This window comes from Aminobacter sp. GW821-FHT11F06, assembly GCF_058808215.1.
The window spans coordinates 20301-37374 of the sequence record NZ_JBXARL010000012.1 but is presented as its reverse complement, the minus strand read 5'-3'; the positions used below and the strand labels follow the sequence as shown (position 1 = coordinate 37374).

At 61.6% G+C, this 17074-nt stretch carries 18 protein-coding genes and 1 pseudogene; 16 read left to right on the top strand and 3 right to left on the bottom strand.

Features of this window, described 5'->3' with window-relative positions:
• Positions 1 to 129: 129 nt before the first annotated feature.
• Genes AC1RTB_RS23830 through AC1RTB_RS23810 form a run of 5 tightly spaced genes read left to right on the top strand, consistent with a single transcriptional unit; the run spans position 130 to position 4711 of the window.
• A complete protein-coding gene (locus AC1RTB_RS23830) occupies positions 130 to 1035 on the top strand; it encodes a carbohydrate ABC transporter permease (RefSeq protein ID WP_492881637.1) in 906 nt (301 codons plus the stop codon).
• Between the two features lie 10 nt (positions 1036 to 1045).
• Positions 1046 to 1894 (top strand): carbohydrate ABC transporter permease, encoded by an 849-nt coding sequence (locus AC1RTB_RS23825; RefSeq protein ID WP_492881636.1) that lies wholly within the window; start codon positions 1046 to 1048, stop codon positions 1892 to 1894.
• Positions 1895 to 1897: 3 nt separating this feature from the next.
• Positions 1898 to 2962: an ABC transporter ATP-binding protein gene (locus tag AC1RTB_RS23820; protein ID WP_492881635.1), complete on the top strand. Its 1065-nt coding sequence runs from the start codon at positions 1898 to 1900 to the stop codon at positions 2960 to 2962.
• A 1-nt stretch (position 2963) separates the two neighbouring features.
• Positions 2964 to 3713, top strand: a complete 750-nt coding sequence (locus AC1RTB_RS23815; protein ID WP_492881634.1) for a formylglycine-generating enzyme family protein — start codon at positions 2964 to 2966, stop codon at positions 3711 to 3713.
• Positions 3692 to 4711, top strand: a complete 1020-nt coding sequence (locus AC1RTB_RS23810) for a ScyD/ScyE family protein (RefSeq protein ID WP_492881633.1) — start codon at positions 3692 to 3694, stop codon at positions 4709 to 4711. The genes AC1RTB_RS23815 and AC1RTB_RS23810 overlap by 22 nt, the downstream gene beginning before the upstream one ends.
• A gap of 314 nt (positions 4712 to 5025) precedes the next feature.
• On the opposite strand, the gene AC1RTB_RS23805 is transcribed toward AC1RTB_RS23810, so the two are convergent.
• Positions 5026 to 5733, bottom strand: coding sequence for a response regulator (locus AC1RTB_RS23805; RefSeq protein ID WP_492881632.1), 708 nt, complete (start codon positions 5731 to 5733; stop codon positions 5026 to 5028).
• A gap of 61 nt (positions 5734 to 5794) precedes the next feature.
• Positions 5795 to 8038: a hybrid sensor histidine kinase/response regulator gene (locus AC1RTB_RS23800; protein ID WP_492881631.1), complete on the bottom strand. Its 2244-nt coding sequence runs from the start codon at positions 8036 to 8038 to the stop codon at positions 5795 to 5797.
• 335 nt (positions 8039 to 8373) lie between these two features.
• Here AC1RTB_RS23800 and AC1RTB_RS23795 point away from each other — a divergent pair, with 335 nt between their 5' ends.
• The 5 genes and pseudogenes from AC1RTB_RS23795 to AC1RTB_RS23775 form a co-directional block, all read left to right on the top strand.
• Positions 8374 to 8733 (top strand): hypothetical protein, encoded by a 360-nt coding sequence (locus AC1RTB_RS23795; protein ID WP_492881630.1) that lies wholly within the window; start codon positions 8374 to 8376, stop codon positions 8731 to 8733.
• Positions 8734 to 8876: 143 nt separating this feature from the next.
• Positions 8877 to 9116: a DUF1127 domain-containing protein gene (locus tag AC1RTB_RS23790; RefSeq protein ID WP_492881629.1), complete on the top strand. Its 240-nt coding sequence runs from the start codon at positions 8877 to 8879 to the stop codon at positions 9114 to 9116.
• Positions 9097 to 9966, top strand: coding sequence for an alpha/beta fold hydrolase (locus AC1RTB_RS23785; RefSeq protein WP_492881628.1), 870 nt, complete (start codon positions 9097 to 9099; stop codon positions 9964 to 9966). The genes AC1RTB_RS23790 and AC1RTB_RS23785 overlap by 20 nt, the downstream gene beginning before the upstream one ends.
• 440 nt (positions 9967 to 10406) lie before the next feature.
• Positions 10407 to 10643, top strand: a complete 237-nt coding sequence (locus AC1RTB_RS23780) for a DUF1344 domain-containing protein (RefSeq protein WP_492881627.1) — start codon at positions 10407 to 10409, stop codon at positions 10641 to 10643.
• 117 nt (positions 10644 to 10760) lie between these two features.
• A pseudogene (locus tag AC1RTB_RS23775) lies at positions 10761 to 11037 on the top strand (hypothetical protein); the annotation flags it as partial.
• An 81-nt stretch (positions 11038 to 11118) separates the two neighbouring features.
• Here the strand turns inward: AC1RTB_RS23775 and AC1RTB_RS23770 are convergent.
• The gene (locus AC1RTB_RS23770) at positions 11119 to 11265 is read right to left on the bottom strand and encodes a hypothetical protein (RefSeq protein ID WP_492881626.1); all 147 of its coding nucleotides are present in this window, start codon (positions 11263 to 11265) and stop codon (positions 11119 to 11121) included.
• Positions 11266 to 11399: 134 nt separating this feature from the next.
• Between AC1RTB_RS23770 and AC1RTB_RS23765 the strand changes: the two genes are divergently transcribed.
• The 6 genes from AC1RTB_RS23765 (at position 11400) to AC1RTB_RS23740 (ending at position 17056) form a co-directional block, all read left to right on the top strand.
• Positions 11400 to 12146 (top strand): GntR family transcriptional regulator, encoded by a 747-nt coding sequence (locus AC1RTB_RS23765; RefSeq protein WP_492881625.1) that lies wholly within the window; start codon positions 11400 to 11402, stop codon positions 12144 to 12146.
• A gap of 69 nt (positions 12147 to 12215) precedes the next feature.
• Positions 12216 to 12902 carry an N-acetylmannosamine-6-phosphate 2-epimerase gene (locus AC1RTB_RS23760; protein WP_492881624.1) on the top strand — a complete coding sequence of 229 codons (687 nt, stop codon included), beginning with the start codon at positions 12216 to 12218 and terminating at the stop codon, positions 12900 to 12902.
• A gap of 5 nt (positions 12903 to 12907) precedes the next feature.
• Positions 12908 to 13756: an ROK family protein gene (locus tag AC1RTB_RS23755; RefSeq protein ID WP_492881623.1), complete on the top strand. Its 849-nt coding sequence runs from the start codon at positions 12908 to 12910 to the stop codon at positions 13754 to 13756.
• A gap of 19 nt (positions 13757 to 13775) precedes the next feature.
• Entirely contained in the window at positions 13776 to 15104 is a 1329-nt protein-coding gene (locus tag AC1RTB_RS23750; protein ID WP_476798307.1) for an extracellular solute-binding protein, read from the top strand.
• 246 nt (positions 15105 to 15350) lie between these two features.
• A complete protein-coding gene (locus AC1RTB_RS23745; protein ID WP_492881622.1) occupies positions 15351 to 16235 on the top strand; it encodes a carbohydrate ABC transporter permease in 885 nt (294 codons plus the stop codon).
• Positions 16235 to 17056 (top strand): carbohydrate ABC transporter permease, encoded by an 822-nt coding sequence (locus AC1RTB_RS23740; RefSeq protein WP_492881621.1) that lies wholly within the window; start codon positions 16235 to 16237, stop codon positions 17054 to 17056. The genes AC1RTB_RS23745 and AC1RTB_RS23740 overlap by 1 nt, the downstream gene beginning before the upstream one ends.
• The last annotated feature ends 18 nt before the right edge of the window (positions 17057 to 17074 follow it).

Below are 17074 nucleotides of genomic sequence, written 5' to 3'. Positions count from 1 at the left end.
AGTGGAGCGGTAGCAGAGATGCCGCTCCATTTTGCCGAGACCTTTCGTACCCGACGCACGGGACCACGCCAGCTATAGCCCTCGTCTTGCCTGTGCTATGATCAACCCGATTAGACGACAGAACTTCCGATGACCGTCGCTGCCGATGCGAAGTTCGGAAATTCGTTCGAACGATGGTTCGAGCGCCACCTGCGCGTGCTTATGCTCGCGCCGGCGATGATCGTGCTTTTGACGCTCACCATCTTCCCGTCGATCTACATGGTCGTTGCCGCGGCAACGCGGATCAGCCCGAACCCCGACGTGGCCTGGCAATTCGCCGGCGCCGACAATTTTCTCAAGCTGCTTACCGACGAGCAGTTCCATGTCGGCCTGTGGAATACGCTGGTGTTCGCCATCTTTGCCGTCGGCGCCGAGTTCCTTCTCGGCCTTGGCCTTGCCCTGCTGCTCGACCGCCATATCCGCAGGATGAATTTCCTGAAGACGATCCTGATGCTGCCGATGATGCTGCCGCCGGTCGCGGTGGCGATCACCTGGAAGCTCATCTACGAGCCGCAATTCGGTGTTCTCAACGAGATCATGTTCCGGCTCGGCCTGCCGCTCCAGGCCTGGGCTGGCGACGTCAGCCTTGCGATGTTCTGCGTCATCGTCGCCGATGTTTGGCAGTGGACGCCATTCATCTTCCTTTTGATGCTTGCCGGGCTCGCCAGCCTGCCGAACGAGCCATACGAGGCCGCAGCGATCGACGGGGCGTCGGCCTGGCGGCAGTTCTGGGACCTGACGCTGCCGTTCCTGAAACCGGTGATCGCCATCGCGCTGCTGTTGCGGATGATGGATGCGCTCAGGCTCTTCGACCTGGTCTTCATCCTGACAGGCGGTGGTCCCGCCGACCGCACCAAGACACTCAGCCTCTACATCTACCAGGTGGCCTACCGCTTTGCCGACCCAAGCTACGCGGCGGCCATTTCGCTTTTCGTGCTGTTTGCGACTGTCACGTTCAGCACGTGGTTCATCAAGCGCATGCGGCTGGCCGATTAGGAGCCCGGATATGACGCGCCGCCGAACGAGCCTCAATGTCCAGCGCCTCGCCGCCCATGTGACGATTGCGATGGCACTCGTCGTCACCTTGTTCCCGGTCTATTGGATCGCGGCCAATTCGTTCAAATACGACATCGACATTTTCTCGATCCCGCCTGAATGGGTGCCGGCCAATCCGACGCTGAAGCACTACCACGCCGCCTTCATCGAACGGCCATTCCTCATCTATGCGTTGAACAGCCTGATCATCGCGGTCTCGACCACACTCGTCTCGGTCGTCTTCGGCTCGCTGGCCGGCTACGCGCTTGCCCGGTTCCAATATCCCGGCAAATGGCGCTACCAGATATCCTTCTGGATCCTGTCGACGCGCATGATGCCGCCGATCGTCACCATCATCCCTCTCTACATCGCCTTCAACTATCTCGGCATGCTGAACACCAAGCCGGCCGTGGTCATCGCCTACACAGCGTTCAACCTGCCCTTCGCGACCTGGATGATGAAGAGCTACTTCCAGGACCTGCCAGTCGAGCTTGAGGAAGCCGCGATGGTCGATGGCGACACCCGGTGGGGCGCGTTCCTGCACGTCGCCTTGCCGCTCGCCCGCCCCGGCCTGGCAGCCACCGCCATCTTCTGCCTGATCATTTCGTGGAACGAATTCCTGCTCGCCCTCATCCTGACCCTGACCGAAAGGTCGCAGACCCTGCCGATCGGCATTGCCGGGCGCGTGACGCAATACAACACCTATTGGGGTGAAATCAGCGCCGCCGGCTTCACCGCCTGCATCCCGATCATGATGTTCGCCTTCGTTGTCCAGAAGCATCTCGTGCGCGGCATCTCCTTCGGCGCGGTCAAGGGGTGAATCATGGCCTCAGTCACCTTCAAGGGCGTGGTCAAGAAATTCGGCGCCTTCGTCGCCGTGAGCGACCTCAACCTCGAGGTGCGCGACAAGGAGTTTCTCGTCCTGCTTGGCCCCTCGGGCTGCGGCAAGACCACGACCATGCGCATGGTCGCGGGCCTGGAAGAGGTCAGCGCAGGCGACATCTTCATCGGCGAGGACCTGGTCAACGAAATGCTGCCGAAATACCGCGACGTCGCGATGGTGTTCCAGTCCTACGCGCTCTACCCGCATCTCTCCGTTGCGGACAATATCGGGTATCCCCTGAAGATCCGCAAAGTGCCCGATGACAAGCGGCGGCAGATGGTCATGGAGGTCGCGCGCCGTGTGGAGCTCGATGGCCTGCTCAGCCGGCTGCCGAAGGAGCTTTCCGGCGGACAGCGCCAGCGGGTGGCCCTCGCCCGCGCCATCATCCGGACCCCAAAAGTCTTCCTCATGGACGAGCCGCTCTCCAACCTCGACGCCAAGCTTCGGGTGCAGATGCGGGCCGAACTCAAGCACCTCCAGCACGAGTTGCAAGTGACGACGATCTACGTCACCCACGATCAGATCGAGGCGATGACGCTCGCCCACCGGGTGGCGGTGATGAACAAGGGCGTGATCGAACAGCTTGGCACGCCAAAGGAGATCTACAACAATCCGCGCACCCTTTTTGTCGCCGGCTTCATCGGCTCGCCGCCCATGAATCTGATCGACGGCGACGTGGTCGAGGGCGCCTTCGCAAGCCCCGGCGGCATCAGGATCGACGGCCTTGGGCGTTCGAACGTCGCAGGCGCGGTGCTCGGCGTGCGCCCGGAGGACGTCCATGTCCTTCCTGCCGGAAGCGGGAAGGCCAATGTCACCGCCCCGATCTATTCGGTCGAACTGACCGGCGAAAGCACGCTGGTCACGGTTAGAGCCGGAGACTCGCTTCTCACGCTTCGCGCCGACAAGAACTTCGTTGGCGATTTCGACCAGATGGTGGATGTCGGCTTTGCTCCGGAACGGGTGTTTCTCTTTGATCGCAAGAGCCAGGAACGCGTCGATTTCTAGAATGCTCGCGGTTGCTGCGGCGCTCACACCGACCGCCGGCGCCGTGGCCCATGATACGATTCCCGGCAACCCGCTTATCGAGATACCGGCAGGCCCGTTCGTTTTCGGCAACGACACGGGCCAGGAGAACGAGCGCCCCCGCCGCACCATCGACGGCAAGGGTTTCGCCATGAACGAAACCGAGGTCACCAACGCGCAATACAAGCGCTTCGTCGAAGCGACCGGGCATCGCGCCGCTTTCTACAGCGAGCATCCCATTCTCGGCCTGCCCGACCGGCCGGTCGTCGGCGTAAGTTTTGCCGACGCTGCGGCTTTCTGCACCTACTACGGCCTGCGGCTGCCATCCGAACAGCAATACGAGCGTGCCGCGCGCGGTACGGACGGTGCTCGCTTTCCCTGGGGCGACGCGCCCGTTGACGCCACGCGGGCGAACCACGGAAGCGACATTTGCTGCGGCGCCGACGACAGCGACGGCTATGCCATGACCGCGCCGGCACGTTCATTTCCCGACGGAGCGAGCAAGGAGGGTCTGTTCAATCTTGTCGGCAATGTCTGGGAGTGGACCCGAGATTTCTATGCGCCCTATAGTGGCGAGGTGCTGCCCGGCATCGCAGGCAAATTCCGCGTGCTTCGCGGCGGCGCGTGGAATAGTGATCCAAGCCGGCTTAGCGCCACCTACCGGCTCGCTTATGATCCCGATTTCCGCTTTTCTGCCACCGGAGGCTTTCGATGCGTACGATCGCAGGATTGATTGCCCTTGCCTTGATGACGACGAGCGCCTTGGCACAGCCGAAGGCAGCGCCTGGATACGAAGTGGACATCATCCGCAAGCCAGGGGCGATCTTCGCCGGCTTGGCGCGTGACGGCGACGCACTTCTCGTTACGAACCTTGCCGACGGGCGCCTCTATCGACGCACACCGGACGGCCGCTTCACCGCCTTCGGCCCGACCCTCCCCCATGGCACGGATGTGATGGGCGATCCGACAGGTCCCTACCGTGTCCTCCGCTTTGCCAACCACTATCTTGTCACCCAGGGATGGACGCCAGCGGACCAAATGGAAGGCCCCAACGGCCACGCAGTTATCGAAGTCGACGAAAGTGCAATGGTCAGGCTCGTCAGCAGCGATTTCTGGAACCCTTACGATTTTGCCCTGTCGGGCGACACACTTTATGTCGTCGATGCCGCGCGGAACTCGATCGAACGACTTTCTGTCGATGGCAGCGGCCAGGCGTCGCTTTTCACTTTCGCCCAGCTGACAGTCAGCGGCCAGGTAATGACCGCCCTGTCGCCGACCGAGTTCAACAATAGGCAGACTTACCAATTCGACGCTGTCCCGACCGGCATCGCCGCGCATGGGGACAGGCTCTACGTTTCCCTGTTCGGCGGATTTCCCTTTGTCGCGGGCAGCGGCCGGGTCGTCTCGCTACCGCAAACGGGGCAGGCAAGCAGCGCCCGCATCGAGGCGGCCGACCTGAATGCTCCAGTCGATGTCGCTTTCGAAACGAAAGGCGAGATGCTGGTTCTCGAGCACGGCACCTTCGACCAATCTGCTGGATGGGCATCCGGCAGCGGCAGGCTCATCGAATTGGACCTCGTCTCCGGAAATAGACAAGTGCTTCTCGACGGGCTGACGCGACCCGTCGCAGTGCTCGGCCCTGACAAGGGCACCATCGTTGTCTCACAACTCGACGGCACACTCGTCTTTCTCAAACAGGCGGGACCGCCGCAGAGGGAACCTGGCCGGTGAATGGCGCGTTCTCGCTGGGCAGAACAAGCCCCGAGCCCGGCAATCGGCGAAGACGCAATCCATTGATTAATCTTAAGCGGCGCGCGGAGGCCGCGACCTGATCGCGTCTCAGGAAGATATCCGCATCGAGGTGCTTGTTAAGGACAACTATTGAACGACATGTGGTCGATTTGGAGACGGGCCACGTAGCGGACTGCGCGGTCCTCTGCACGAATTGTATCGCATGGTTCATCTGAAGACCCCTCCGATATCGATCAGTCGAAAGAGTTGCGGCTCCAAAGGGCGAAATTGATCAATGCGCGCGACGCGAGGTCCTACGCGTAGAGATATCCCACGCCGCGGATGGTCCTGATTACCTCCGGCTTGGAGGGATCGTGCTCGATTTTCTTTCGCAGCCGGGAAATCCTGATGTCGATGCTGCGATCGAAGGGATCCCATCCGCGATCGTGGGCAAGCTCCAGCAACTGGTCACGGTTGAGCGTTCGCCCGCGATTGTCGGCAAACACTTTCAAGAGCTGGAACTCCATCGGCGTAATGGCAATGTCGGCACCATCGGCGTCGAGCAACTTGTGGGTTTCCAGGTCCAGCCGGCAGCTGCCGAACTGGGCTATATGCGGACCCAGATGATCCCCCCTCGCCTGCTCATGCCCTGAGGTTCTGCGCAGCACTGCCTTCACCCGGGCAAGCAACTCCCGCAAGTCGACGGGCTTGGCGATATAGTCGTCGGCACCAATCTCGAGACCAACCACCCGGTCAATGATCTCGGCTGAGCCCGTCAGCATGATGATGGCAACCTTGGAATGCTCGCGCAGAAAACGCGCCAGCGAGAGGCCGTCTTCGCCAGGCATGCGGATATCGAGTATGACGACATCAACAGGCGGCTGAGCGTCGATGAGCGCGCGCAGGGAAGGACCTGCATCGGCGGTTGTGACGGCGAAACCATTGCGTTCCAGATACTCGGCGACCGTGTCGCGTATATCCGGCTCGTCATCGCAGACAACGATGTGCGGGTTGGCGTTCAACGCGTCCTCACCTCGGGGTGAAAATAGCCCTCTTCGAAAGGGCAGGCAAATCCTTCGTGCTTCAGCCGTCCCTGTTGACCAGTTTCGAGACAAACATCCGGAGTTCGAACGGCTTTACGGGCTTCTCGAGGTAAGGCCGCCTTGTTGCGCGCAAGAAGACCTGCGCGTCCGGGCTGATTGTGTCACCGGTCAGGAAAGCGAGCCTGTCAGCCTGCGCGGGATAGACGTCGGAGACATGGTTGTAGAGCCTGCGGCCATCCATATCAGGCATTCTCAGATCGCTGAGAATGATGTCGAACGTTCGCAGCTTCAGCTGCATCAGCGCCTCTTTACCTGATTTGGCGATGATCACCGTGAAGCCGTCCTGGGTGAGAATTTCGGCTATCAACTCACCAACGTCCTTTTCATCTTCCACCACCAGGCAGACGCGCCCTGTCGATTTGGACGGTTCAGCTGTTACGCTCTCGGCCCGTTCTACGTGCCGGTCGGAAGCCGGAAGCGTCACCACGAACGTTGACCCGCCGCCGTGAGTGGTTTCAACCCGGATCGTGCCCTGGTGGGATTGGACGATGCGATGGCAAAAGGACAGGCCGATGCCGGTTCCCGCCCCGACCTCCTTGGTGGTGAAAAAGGGCTCGAAGATACGGGGCAGGATTTCTTCTGATATTCCAGGACCAGTATCGGCCACCTTGACGACGATATTGCCGTTCTCCGCGTGGCGACAGGTCGAAACCGTGATCTGTCGTTGGCCGTCCCAGTCATGCAACGCGTGCTCGGCATTGACCAGCAGGTTGATCAACACCTGGCTGAGCTGATCAGGGTCGGCCCAGATCGCCGGCAGGTCGGGTTCGAGTTCAAGCGACAGCTTGATGTCGGACGACTTGATGGAATAACCCACAACCTCCGTCGCCGCCGTCACGATGTCATCGATCGAAACATTCGAGGTCCGTGTCGGTTGCTGCCTGGCCATCGCCAGGAACGTCCTGACGATCCTGGCGCAGCGTTCCGCAGCCTTGCTGATCTTGTCGGCACGCTCAACCGTCTTGGGATCGGTCGCCGTCTCCTTGAGCGTCAAGGACATGCCGAGCACAACGGACAGCGGGTTGTTCAACTCGTGTGCGACACCCGCAAGCAAGCCGCCGAGCGCCGACAGCTTCTCGTTTTGGTGCAGCGTTTCGCGCTGGCGCTCAAGTTGCTGCTGCATTTCGATACGGTCGGAAAGGTCATAGCTGTGCGAGACAATGACCTTCTCACCATGAAAATCGATGAGCCTTGCCGAGATTGAGCACCAGCACGGTTGACCATCCTTGCGCTTGAGCTGCGTCACGAAATCATCGACCGCCCCCTCCCGCAAAAGACGCTCGACAAATTGCTTGCGATGCAACGGGTTGAGGTAACTGTCGAAGGCGCTCTCGACGTGGCCATGCAACTCCTCCGTAGCCGGGCTCCGATAGAGCACCTTCCCATCGTCTGCCCTGGTCATCTGGATACTGGCCGGGCAGGCCTCCAGGACCTTGCGCACCAGTTCATCGGCCTCTTTCGCAGCCAGCTCAGCGCGCTTGCGCTCGGTGATGTCGAGCCGGGTGACAACGAAGCCGCCCTCGCGGGTCGGGCAATTCGAAACAAAGAACCAACCTCCATCGCTGTGTTGGAATTCCTGCTGGCGGAATTCTCGCCGATCCTTGGCCCGTTCGACCAGCCAGTCGTCGATCTTGTCGTCTGAAACGGGAAACTGGTTGCGTTGCGCTGTCACGCGCAGGAAGTCGAACCAATTGACCCCGGGAACCAACACGTCGGCGCTGACGGAATGCATCTTTCGATACTGGCTGTTGGCCAGAACCAGGCGATCGTCCCTGTCGTAAAGCGCAAATCCTTCCGCCAGGGATTCGATGCCGTCGGCCAACCGCTCATTGGCCTGCCGGGTCTGGTCCTGGGCGACGATGATGTCGGTGATGTTCGTCGCGTTGGAGACGATCACCGACCGTCCCTGGAAGTCGATCAGCCGCGCCGAGATCGAACCCCAGAAGATGTTGTTGTTGGCGTCGCGTTGGCGGACTCGAAAATCATCGATGCAGCCCTTATCCAGCAGGACGCGGACCAGCGTCTTGCGATCGTCGGGATCGACGTAATAGTCGCCGATGTGCGCGCGGTCGCCATAGAGTTCTCTGCTGGCGGGATTGCGATAGAGCGTATCCCCTTCGATGGTCGACATACGCGTCGGCACCGGGCAGGCATCGAGCACTTTTTGCATGAGAGCTGTCGCTTCACGTTCAACCGCCTCGGCAGTCCTGCCGTCAGCTTGCATGCGTCATCTCCTCGATGTCAGGTAGAAGCCTCCGCATCGTCTTCACGGCGGCGTGATTGCATACAAGCCCTGTGTTTCGGTTTTAGGTCGAAAGCCTTCCGTTTTGTTTCAATTGCTCCACTTCCGCGCAGAACAGTGAACAAACGAAACATTTTCCCTCGATTTTGGAGGGCAGGCTGAAACAGGGCTGCGTTAGCTTCCACTGCGTCGACTTCGCTCGGCCGCTCTGGGCAGCCCGAGGCAGTCTACCAAAAAACCCGCGCTCTGTTGATGGGCTGCGCGCACGACAGGACGCGCGACGTCAACCAACCGAACACCTCATGAGGAGATGGAAGATGAGACTGACCCTTCTCGCCTTAACCGCTGTGGTGCCGACATTCGGCGCAGCACATGCCAATGATTTCGGCTCGCTCATGCTGTTTCCGAGCTTTGACGGATTGTCCGTCAGGCAGCCGCACTCGGCACCCTACACAACCATGCCAGGCGAGGTCTCCGACTTCTCTTCCCAAGCCTCGCTGGGTGCATCGCCGGGAAGGATGCGGCACCTGTTTTGGGAAGCACCGGTACGTTCCACGACCCGCAGCGCGCCGCGCAGTTTCGGTCTCACGTCATCCGACACGCTGACCGGTAGCGCTGCACGTCTTGGCGCCAAGCCGCTCATTCCGTGCGCAGACAGCACGCCGCGTGCCGACTGAGCCCCGACGGGAAAAGGCGCGGACGTCATCCGTTTGAAACAAACGAAACACTGCACGCCAATTCCAGAAAACGAGCTGAAATAGGAATGAACTAGAACAGAAACGTCGCTGGTCTGGCGTCGCTCACGGACGGAGGTCCCAAAATGCCCACGCTCACCATACGATCTCCAGCTTCTGCTCTTGCCCCATCCTGGGTTGCGAAACTTCGCCTTGCCTTTCAGGCATACCGCGCACGGCGCGCACATCACCGCGCCGTTAAGCATCTGTCCGAACTGGACGACTTCCTGCTGAAGGACATTGGCGTTCCCAGGTGCGAAATAGATTGGCTTGCCCATGGTTCTTCCGCTGACCGGAGACGTGGCCATGAAGACGACCTGGGCTGACTTGAACAGGCTTGATGTCGCGGAGGTTGATTTCAGACCACCCGTGCTGGCGCTCCATGGTGCTGCCAGTAGCGGGCAGCAATGGCATGGCCTCTCGGACTACCTCAGGGCCCGCTACCGGCTGCATGCACCAGATCTGCCCGGATATGGCGATGCGCAATTGAATGTTGCGCGCGGCATGGAGCAGATCGCCGCAAGCTTGATCGCAGCCATGCAGCGCAACGACGGGCAGATGCACGTCGTCGGCCATCTGCATGGCGCTGCACTGGCCATGGAAATCGCAATGGCGCGGCCGGATCTGGTGCGCAGCCTGACGCTCATCGAACCGGCGGTCTATCACCTGCTGCGCGATGGCGATCCGAACGACGTGGCCTTGTTTGTCGAACTAGCCACACTCGCAGAAGATATTCATGCCGCTGTCGCTGCCAACGAGTCGGCAGCGGCCATGCGCGCCTATATCGACTTCTGGCATGGCCACGGCGCGTGGGAGAAGTCCAGCGCGGCTCTCCGCCGCAAGCTTGCCGCGCAAGCGGCCCAGGTGGCCTCGAACCTCGCCGCATCGCTTGCCGGATCATGGCCGTTGGCAAACTGCGCCCGACTGGCTTGCCCGACCCTGGCTGTGATGGCGCTCGAAAGCCCGCTCGCCAGCCTGCGCGTCACGGAGATGGTCGCGGAAACGATTCCGGGCGCACGCCTGGTCATGGTCCCGGATGCGGGACATATGGCGCCGCTGACCGATCCCCACATCATCGACCCCTTGATTGCCGCTCACCTGACAGCTGCCGATCGATCAGAACGCAATTTGCAGGCGTGGCACACAGCCCGCGCCTGGAGTTCAGCCGCGCGATAACCGGGCAACCGCCGTTTGCCGTTTGGCCGCCGAGGCGAAGCCCGTAACCTACGTTCACTCCCCAACGATAACGTATTCGGCCGGCCGGTCGGCCCAACGGCTCACCCGCCAAAACAGGCATGGCTGCGGGCCCCGCCTCCATCCAGCGACACGACCAACTCGCCCGAGCCCGCCTCTTCACCGCGCTACCCAATCGCGATCGCAGCGCCTCCGCCCGGCCGCCATGGTGCTTGGCCCCGTCGTGAGGCTGAGCCCGAAATCGTTCCAGATCGTACGGAAACGTCTTTGTGACGGCCTGGCCTTTCATTTTTCTTCGCTTCTCTCCAGATTGAAACAAACGAAACATTTATCGCCTGGCTCGGAAAACGGCACGAAACAGAGGCCCGCTAAAAAAGGGACGTCGCCGATATTGGCGTCACCTCCCAAGAAGGAAACACGCAATGAAGACCCTTGTTCTCGCAGCCGCTTCACTCGCCTTCATGTCGGGCGCCGCCTTGGCGTCATCCTCGAACGGTATGATCACCAAGTTCAACCCGTATACGCGCGTCGTTACGCTCGAGAGCGGCAAGAGCTTCACCATTCCGCGCGATGTTGCGCTTCCTGCCCTGCAAGTCGGCGAAAAGGTTTCGATTCAGCTCAACGACGAAGGTGACAAGGTCACCAGCGTATTGCGGTAGATCTGATCCGCACGGATCTCCGCTGCAGGCAGCCTGACAGGCAGCCGCAAAGCCATGGACGCCCGCTCCGTCCATGGCTTTTTGATCAGCCTTGGGCCGGCATGAGCAGCGCCCGCCGCTGCTTCGGGCAGCGACCTGCTGGTCCCCCTTGGCATGTTGATCGAATCCGCTCTGAACCATCTGTTTGTTCACGTGACCCGCGAGGACAGCAGCCTGCAGAGCGCACAAAAGCTGCATGAAAACATCGAGAAGTGCATTCGCCTGAAAAGGCCGATGCCGCGCGCAACGCGGTCCGCAGCTTCTGGTGAATACCGATGAAATCATCGGCCGACGATCAAGACAGAGGTCAAATTTCAGTCACATTGCCGAGCGCTTGGAACAGTGCTCTTTCTAGTTCGAGAGACCCCGCCTTTAGAGGTCACCCGCGCAGCGAAAACCCCGGGTGGCTCGACCTGCCGCCGGGTGATTGCAGGTCTCACTGCACCAGCAGCGTGATGCCCTCGACGATCGACTGGGCAATGAGAATTCGATCAAACGGATTCTTGTGGATGGGTGGAAGCCCATCCATAGCGACAGCATGCTCACTCGTGACGGCCAGTTCGTGATGACTATTGTCGATCAATCCCGCCGCAGCAGACACGGATCGAGGGTAAAATCGGCACGACCGAGGCCTCGCTTCGGCCCGACAAGAACAATACCAGTTTAACACCTGAAAAAAATTATGCATAAAGGGGCGACTTTCCACAGGTGACACCGATGGGCGATCAGGCAATCCTCGACTTCCTCGCAAGGCAGCTTTCCGGCGAGAGCGGCGAACCGCTCTACCGCCGGCTTGAAGACGCCATCAAGCAAGCCATCACCACGGCCCAACTCAAACGCAATGCCGTCATCCCCAGCGAGCGCACCCTATGCGATGCGCTTGGCATCTCGCGCGTCACCGTGCGCAAGGCCATCGACGGCCTTGTCTCAGATGGACTGCTGGACCGCCGCCAGGGCGCCAAGACCGTCGTGTCGTCGCGCCTGGAGAAGTCGCTGGCAACCATGACAAGCTTCTCCGAAGACATGCGCTCGCGTGGGCTGGAGCCCGGCTGCGTGTGGATTTCGCGTGAGATTTCACGGCCATCGCCCGCAGAAATGATGGCTTTGGGCATCTCCGGCAGCGAAAAGGTCGTGAGGCTGCGCCGCCTGCGCACTGCGGACGACACGCCGATCGCCATCGAGATCGCCACGCTGCCGGCCCGTTTCGTGCCCGATCCGCAAGCTGTCCAAGCCTCGCTCTACGAATATCTCGAGGCCACCGGCGCCAAGCCCGTTCGCGCGCTGCAGCGCATGCAGGCCAAGCCTGCGAGCGAAGAGGAGCGCCAGTTGCTCGGCACGCCCGACGATGCCAGCCTGCTCATCATGGAGCGCCGCTGCTTCCTCGCCGACGGCCAGATCGTCGAGTTCACCCAGACCAAATATCGCGGTGACGTCTACGACTTCGTCATCGAATTGATGCGATAATACCAGTTCAAAGCCTGTTGCAATCTGGTCTTAGACTGCTACCGTCTGGGCATCACAGGAGATGCCCGCGTGCCGCTTGACTTCAAAGCCCTCGACAATGGTCTCATCGTGTCCTGCCAGCCCGTGAAGGATGGCGCCATGGACAAGGCAGAGATGGTCGTGGGCTTTGCGCTGGCAGCCATCGACGGCGGTGCGATAGCACTGCGCATTGAGTCATCAGAATATGTCGCGGCCGTGCGCGCCGCCACCGACAAGCCGATCGTCGGCCTGGTCAAGCGCGACCTCGACGACACGCCCGTCCGCATCACGCCGTGGCTAGAGGATGTCGATGCGCTCGCCGAGGCCGGCGCCGACATCATCGCCTATGACGCCACCCAACGAATCCGCCCGGTTTCGACCAGGGCGCTCATCGAACGCATTCATTCCCACGGCCGCGCCGCCATGGCCGATTGCTCGGTCATCTCCGATGCCGAGCAGGCACTGGCCGAGGGAGCCGATGTCGTCGGCTCCACGCTTGCCGGCTACACCGGCCCGGTCGAGCCAACGGAACCCGATTTCGCGCTGATTTCGGCGATGCGCAAGCTAACGCGGTACGTAGTCGCAGAGGGCAACGTCCGCACCCCCGCCCAGGCGCAGCAGGCGCTGGCATCGGGCGCATCGATGGTTGTGGTCGGCTCGGCCATCACCAGGCCGGAATATGTGACCTCCTGGTTCCGCTCTGCCCTCGACGAAACCATCGCCAAGGCTGGGGCCTGATCGCCATGGCCGACACCGTTCTCGCGCTCGACATCGGCGGCACCAAGATGCTCGCCGCGCTGGTGCGCGGGCCCGAGGTGGTCAAAACTCACAAAATGCCGACCCCGCGCAGCGGCGACCCCGAGCAGTGGCTGACGGCCCTGTTCGACGCAATTTCAGGCTGGAAAGGCCGCTACGACACAACAGGCATCGCCGTCAGCGGCATAATCGACGACGGTTGCTGGTCGCCACTCAACCGCAAGACGCTCGACGTTCCGGAGCGCTTCCCGCTGGTCGCGACCGTCAGCAGGCTCGCAGGAACCGAGGCCGTGCTCGCTGCCAACGACGCGCAGGCTGCCGCCTGGGGCGAATTCGCATTCGGCGCCGGCCAGGGCCAGGATCTCGTCTTCCTCACCATTTCGACGGGTATTGGCGGCGGCATCGTCGTCAACGGCCGCCTGCTCGGCGGGCTCGCCGGTCATTTCGGCCTGCTGCGCAGCCTTGATGAGAACACAGGCGTTCTCGAGGACAACGTCTCCGGCAATTGGATGGCTGCACAGGCAGCACCTCACCAGGCCGGGGCCACTGCGCGCGAGGTCTTCGAGGCGGCCGCCGCCGGCCACGCCTGGGCGAAGGACATTATCAAGGCGTCGGTGCGCCAGACCGCCCTTTTGTGCCGCAACATCAAGCTCATGCTCGACCCCGCCCGCATCGTCATCGGCGGCGGTATCGGACTTGCGCCTGGGTATCTCGAATCCGTCCGGCAGGCGCTGGGAAGCCTGCCGCCACGGCTCGCCCCGCAGCTTCACGCCGCAGCGCTCGGAGAGCGCGCCGGCGTCGTGGGCATCGCGGATTTAGCAAACCGTCAGAACTGACTAAGAGGGAGAACACGACGTGACATTTTCGAAGATCAGAAAGGGCGGCCTGATCGCTGCTGCGATCGCCAGCCTGCTGGCGAGCCCCGCCTTCGCCAAGGTGACCGTGCTCGGTTGGCCGGGCGGCCCCGAGGAGACCGCGCTGCGCGCGGCTGCCGATGCCTACAACGCCAAGGCCGACGTATCGGCCGACAACAAAGTCGAGCTGCTGTTTTTCAACCGCGACGGCTTCTGGGACAAGGTGCAGGCAGACCTCGCTGCCGGCACTACGGCCTTCGACGCCAACCTGCTCGCGACCTATTCGATCGGCCGCTATGCCCCGTACATGGAACCAGTCGAGCTGTCGGACGAGGCCAAGGCCGTCTACGGCGACTCGGTGCTCACCACGATGCAGTATCAGGGCAAGCAGTACGGCGTGCCGACCGACCTGTCGCTGCACTTCATGTATTACCGCAAGGACCTGATCGAGGCGCTGCTCAAGGACGACGCGGCCAAGGCCAAGTTCGCCGAGATTTCCGAAAAGCACCTCGGTAAAAAGCTCGAGCCAAAGAACCCGGACGAGTGGACCTGGGACGATTACGCGGCGACCGCGCTGTATTTCACCCAAGCCGTGAACCCCGACAGCCCGACCCGCTATGGCACCGTGCTGCAGCTCAAGAACCTGCTGTTCAACATGATGGTGTTCCAGTCGCTGCCGCGTGCCTATGGCGCCAACTGGATGGACGCGAATGGCAAGGTGACGGTCAATTCCGACGCCTATCGCAAGGGCCTCGAGACCTACAAGCTGCTCTATGACGCCGGCGCCACCCCGCGCGACTCGCTGTCTTACGAGTTCGCAGAGGCCAATGCCGCCTATGCGTCGGGCCAGGTTGCCGCGATGATGCAGTGGAACGCAGCCGCTTCCGACCTAACGTCGAAGGACAAGTCGCCTGCCGTCGCCGAGGTCACCGAGACCGTCGCGCCGCCTACCGGCCCCGAAGGTCGCTTCACCCACATCCATGGCCTCGGCTTCGGCCTCAACAAGAACGCACCCAACAAGGAAGGCGCCAAGGCCTTCATCAAGTGGCTGTCGTCCAAGGAAGCAGCGCTTATCTACGCCAGGAACAGCGGTGCTCCGGCGCTGACGCCGGACGTCGTCAAGGAAGTCGCTGCCGAGCGTCCGGACCTGGTCAAGCTCGGCGAGTTCGCTAGCAAATATGGCTACGTCATGAACGGCGGCACCTCGGCCAACGCGCAGTCCGTCTACCAGCTCCAGGCCAAGGAGTTCACCGGCTACTGGTCGGGCGCGCAGTCGCTCGACGATGCGCTGAAGAACACCGAAAAAGGCATGACTGACCTGCTCAAGTAAGCGTTTGGCCGATGGCGGCGCCTTTGCCGCCATCGGCCATCTCAACAGGTTCAGGATTCGGCACCTCCCCGCGATTTCGTGCCTTGAGCATGTCGAAGGGGCGATCCTGGCACCATTTTCCCGCCCCGCCATGCGGGTTCGAGGTGCCGAGTCCTGAGCCTGCCAAAAGAGCAAGTTGGCGAGGCACCTGGCTTCGGCCCACCAGCCACTATTGCTTCTATTAGGAAGCCAGCCGTAGATCGATTGATGACAACGCTTTCACAACGCGCCCCCTCGCCCGAATTCAGGCTGCTGGCTCTCCCGGTGGTGCTGTTCCTGCTTGTGTTCCTCGGCTTCCCGGCGATCGTCAATCTCGTCTATTCGGTCTCGGAGGTTAACTTCGAGAACCTGCGGCACCCCGAGATCACTGGCTTTTCCAACTTCGCCGCCGTCTGGAACGACTCATCGTTCTGGCAGGCGACGTGGTTTTCGCTGCGCTTCGGCTTGCTGACGGCGCTGCTCGAATGCGCGCTCGGTCTGTTCCTCGCTATCTTCTTGTCGCCGCTCATTGAAAAGCGCAGCTGGCTGATGGCGATCCTGATGCTGCCGCTGATGGTGGCGCCGGCACTTGTTGGTCTGATGTATCGCCTCGTGCTGCACGAATTCGTCGGCCCGGTGCCCTATTATCTCTGGACCTGGTTCGGCGCGAGCTTCTCGTTCCTTGGGCCGGCCTCTGCCTTTTGGACGTTGGTCGTGGTCGAGACGCTGCAGTGGACGCCCTTCGCCTTCCTGCTGTTTTATATGGCCTACCAGGCCATCCCCAAGGAGATCGTCGAGGCGTCCGCCATGGACGGCGCGCGCTACCGCCACCGGCTCTGGTACATCGAGCTTCCACTGATGGCGCCAACCATCGTTGTCGCCCTGCTCATCCGCTTCATCGACGGCTTCCGCGTCTTCGACAACATCTATGTGCTGACCGGCAGCGGCCCTGGCGGCTCCACCGCCTCGCTGTCGATCTACATCTACGAGGCCTTCTTCAAGCAGGGCGCCATCGGCAAGGCGGTCGCCGCTTCCGTCATCCTGTTTGCGGTGTCGTTCACCGTGCTTTACGGCCTCAACGCGCTTGCCGCCCGCCGCAAGAGAGCACGCTGATGATCAACGCCCTTCGCTGGATCGTCTTCGCCATCGTGGCTTTCGCGATGAACTTCCCGATCCTTGTCACGCTCTCGACATCGCTCAAGAGTGCGCGCGAGCTGTCGACCAATCCGGGCCTGTGGGTGTACGCACCGACGCTCGACAACTACGCCGCGGTCTTCAAGGTCTCCGACCGGCTGAACATCTTCCTCTATCTCGCCAACAGCGTCGCGGTCGCGGCACTCGGCACCTTGCTTGCCGTAGCACTCGCTCTGCCCGCGGCTTATGCGATCGCCCGCGGCAAGGTCGGCGAGCGCACATTGTTGCCCTTCATCGTCAACCTGCGCGCCGTGCCACTCATCATCTTCGCCATCCCGCTCTACATGATGTTCCAGTGGCTGGCGCTGCTCGACACACGCCTCGGCCTCGGCCTGATCCTCACCATCGTCAACCTGCCGCTGGCGCTCGTCATTCTGGTCAACGCCATACGCGACCTGCCGGGCGAACTCGACGAGGCGGCATTGATGGACGGCGCAACGCGCTTCCAGATCCTGACCAGGGTCATCGCCCCGCTCTGCCGGCCGGCCATCGTCACCAGCCTGATCTTCGGCTTCATCACCGCCTGGAACGAGTTCCTGTTCGGCCTGATGCTGACCACATCCAAGGCCGTTCCCATCACCGTTGGCGCCTCGTTCTTCTTCGCCGCCAGCGGCGGCGGCGTGCAATGGGGCGTAGCCTCGGCCGTCATGATCGTCGGCGCGCTGCCGCCGATGCTGCTCGGCCTCATCATGTATCGCCAGATCAGCGGCTCGATGACGGCAGGCGCGGTCAAGGGTTGAGACAGTTTCTTCGGAGAA

Coding starts and splice junctions, on each gene's coding strand:
- AC1RTB_RS23830 (WP_492881637.1), top strand. CDS start 130: ATGACCGTCGCTGCCGATGCGAAGTTCGGAAATTCGTTCGAACGATGG.
- AC1RTB_RS23825 (WP_492881636.1), top strand. CDS start 1,046: ATGACGCGCCGCCGAACGAGCCTCAATGTCCAGCGCCTCGCCGCCCAT.
- AC1RTB_RS23820 (WP_492881635.1), top strand. CDS start 1,898: ATGGCCTCAGTCACCTTCAAGGGCGTGGTCAAGAAATTCGGCGCCTTC.
- AC1RTB_RS23815 (WP_492881634.1), top strand. CDS start 2,964: ATGCTCGCGGTTGCTGCGGCGCTCACACCGACCGCCGGCGCCGTGGCC.
- AC1RTB_RS23810 (WP_492881633.1), top strand. CDS start 3,692: ATGCGTACGATCGCAGGATTGATTGCCCTTGCCTTGATGACGACGAGC.
- AC1RTB_RS23800 (WP_492881631.1), bottom strand. CDS start 8,038: ATGCAAGCTGACGGCAGGACTGCCGAGGCGGTTGAACGTGAAGCGACA.
- AC1RTB_RS23795 (WP_492881630.1), top strand. CDS start 8,374: ATGAGACTGACCCTTCTCGCCTTAACCGCTGTGGTGCCGACATTCGGC.
- AC1RTB_RS23790 (WP_492881629.1), top strand. CDS start 8,877: ATGCCCACGCTCACCATACGATCTCCAGCTTCTGCTCTTGCCCCATCC.
- AC1RTB_RS23785 (WP_492881628.1), top strand. CDS start 9,097: ATGAAGACGACCTGGGCTGACTTGAACAGGCTTGATGTCGCGGAGGTT.
- AC1RTB_RS23780 (WP_492881627.1), top strand. CDS start 10,407: ATGAAGACCCTTGTTCTCGCAGCCGCTTCACTCGCCTTCATGTCGGGC.
- AC1RTB_RS23765 (WP_492881625.1), top strand. CDS start 11,400: ATGGGCGATCAGGCAATCCTCGACTTCCTCGCAAGGCAGCTTTCCGGC.
- AC1RTB_RS23755 (WP_492881623.1), top strand. CDS start 12,908: ATGGCCGACACCGTTCTCGCGCTCGACATCGGCGGCACCAAGATGCTC.
- AC1RTB_RS23745 (WP_492881622.1), top strand. CDS start 15,351: ATGACAACGCTTTCACAACGCGCCCCCTCGCCCGAATTCAGGCTGCTG.
- AC1RTB_RS23740 (WP_492881621.1), top strand. CDS start 16,235: ATGATCAACGCCCTTCGCTGGATCGTCTTCGCCATCGTGGCTTTCGCG.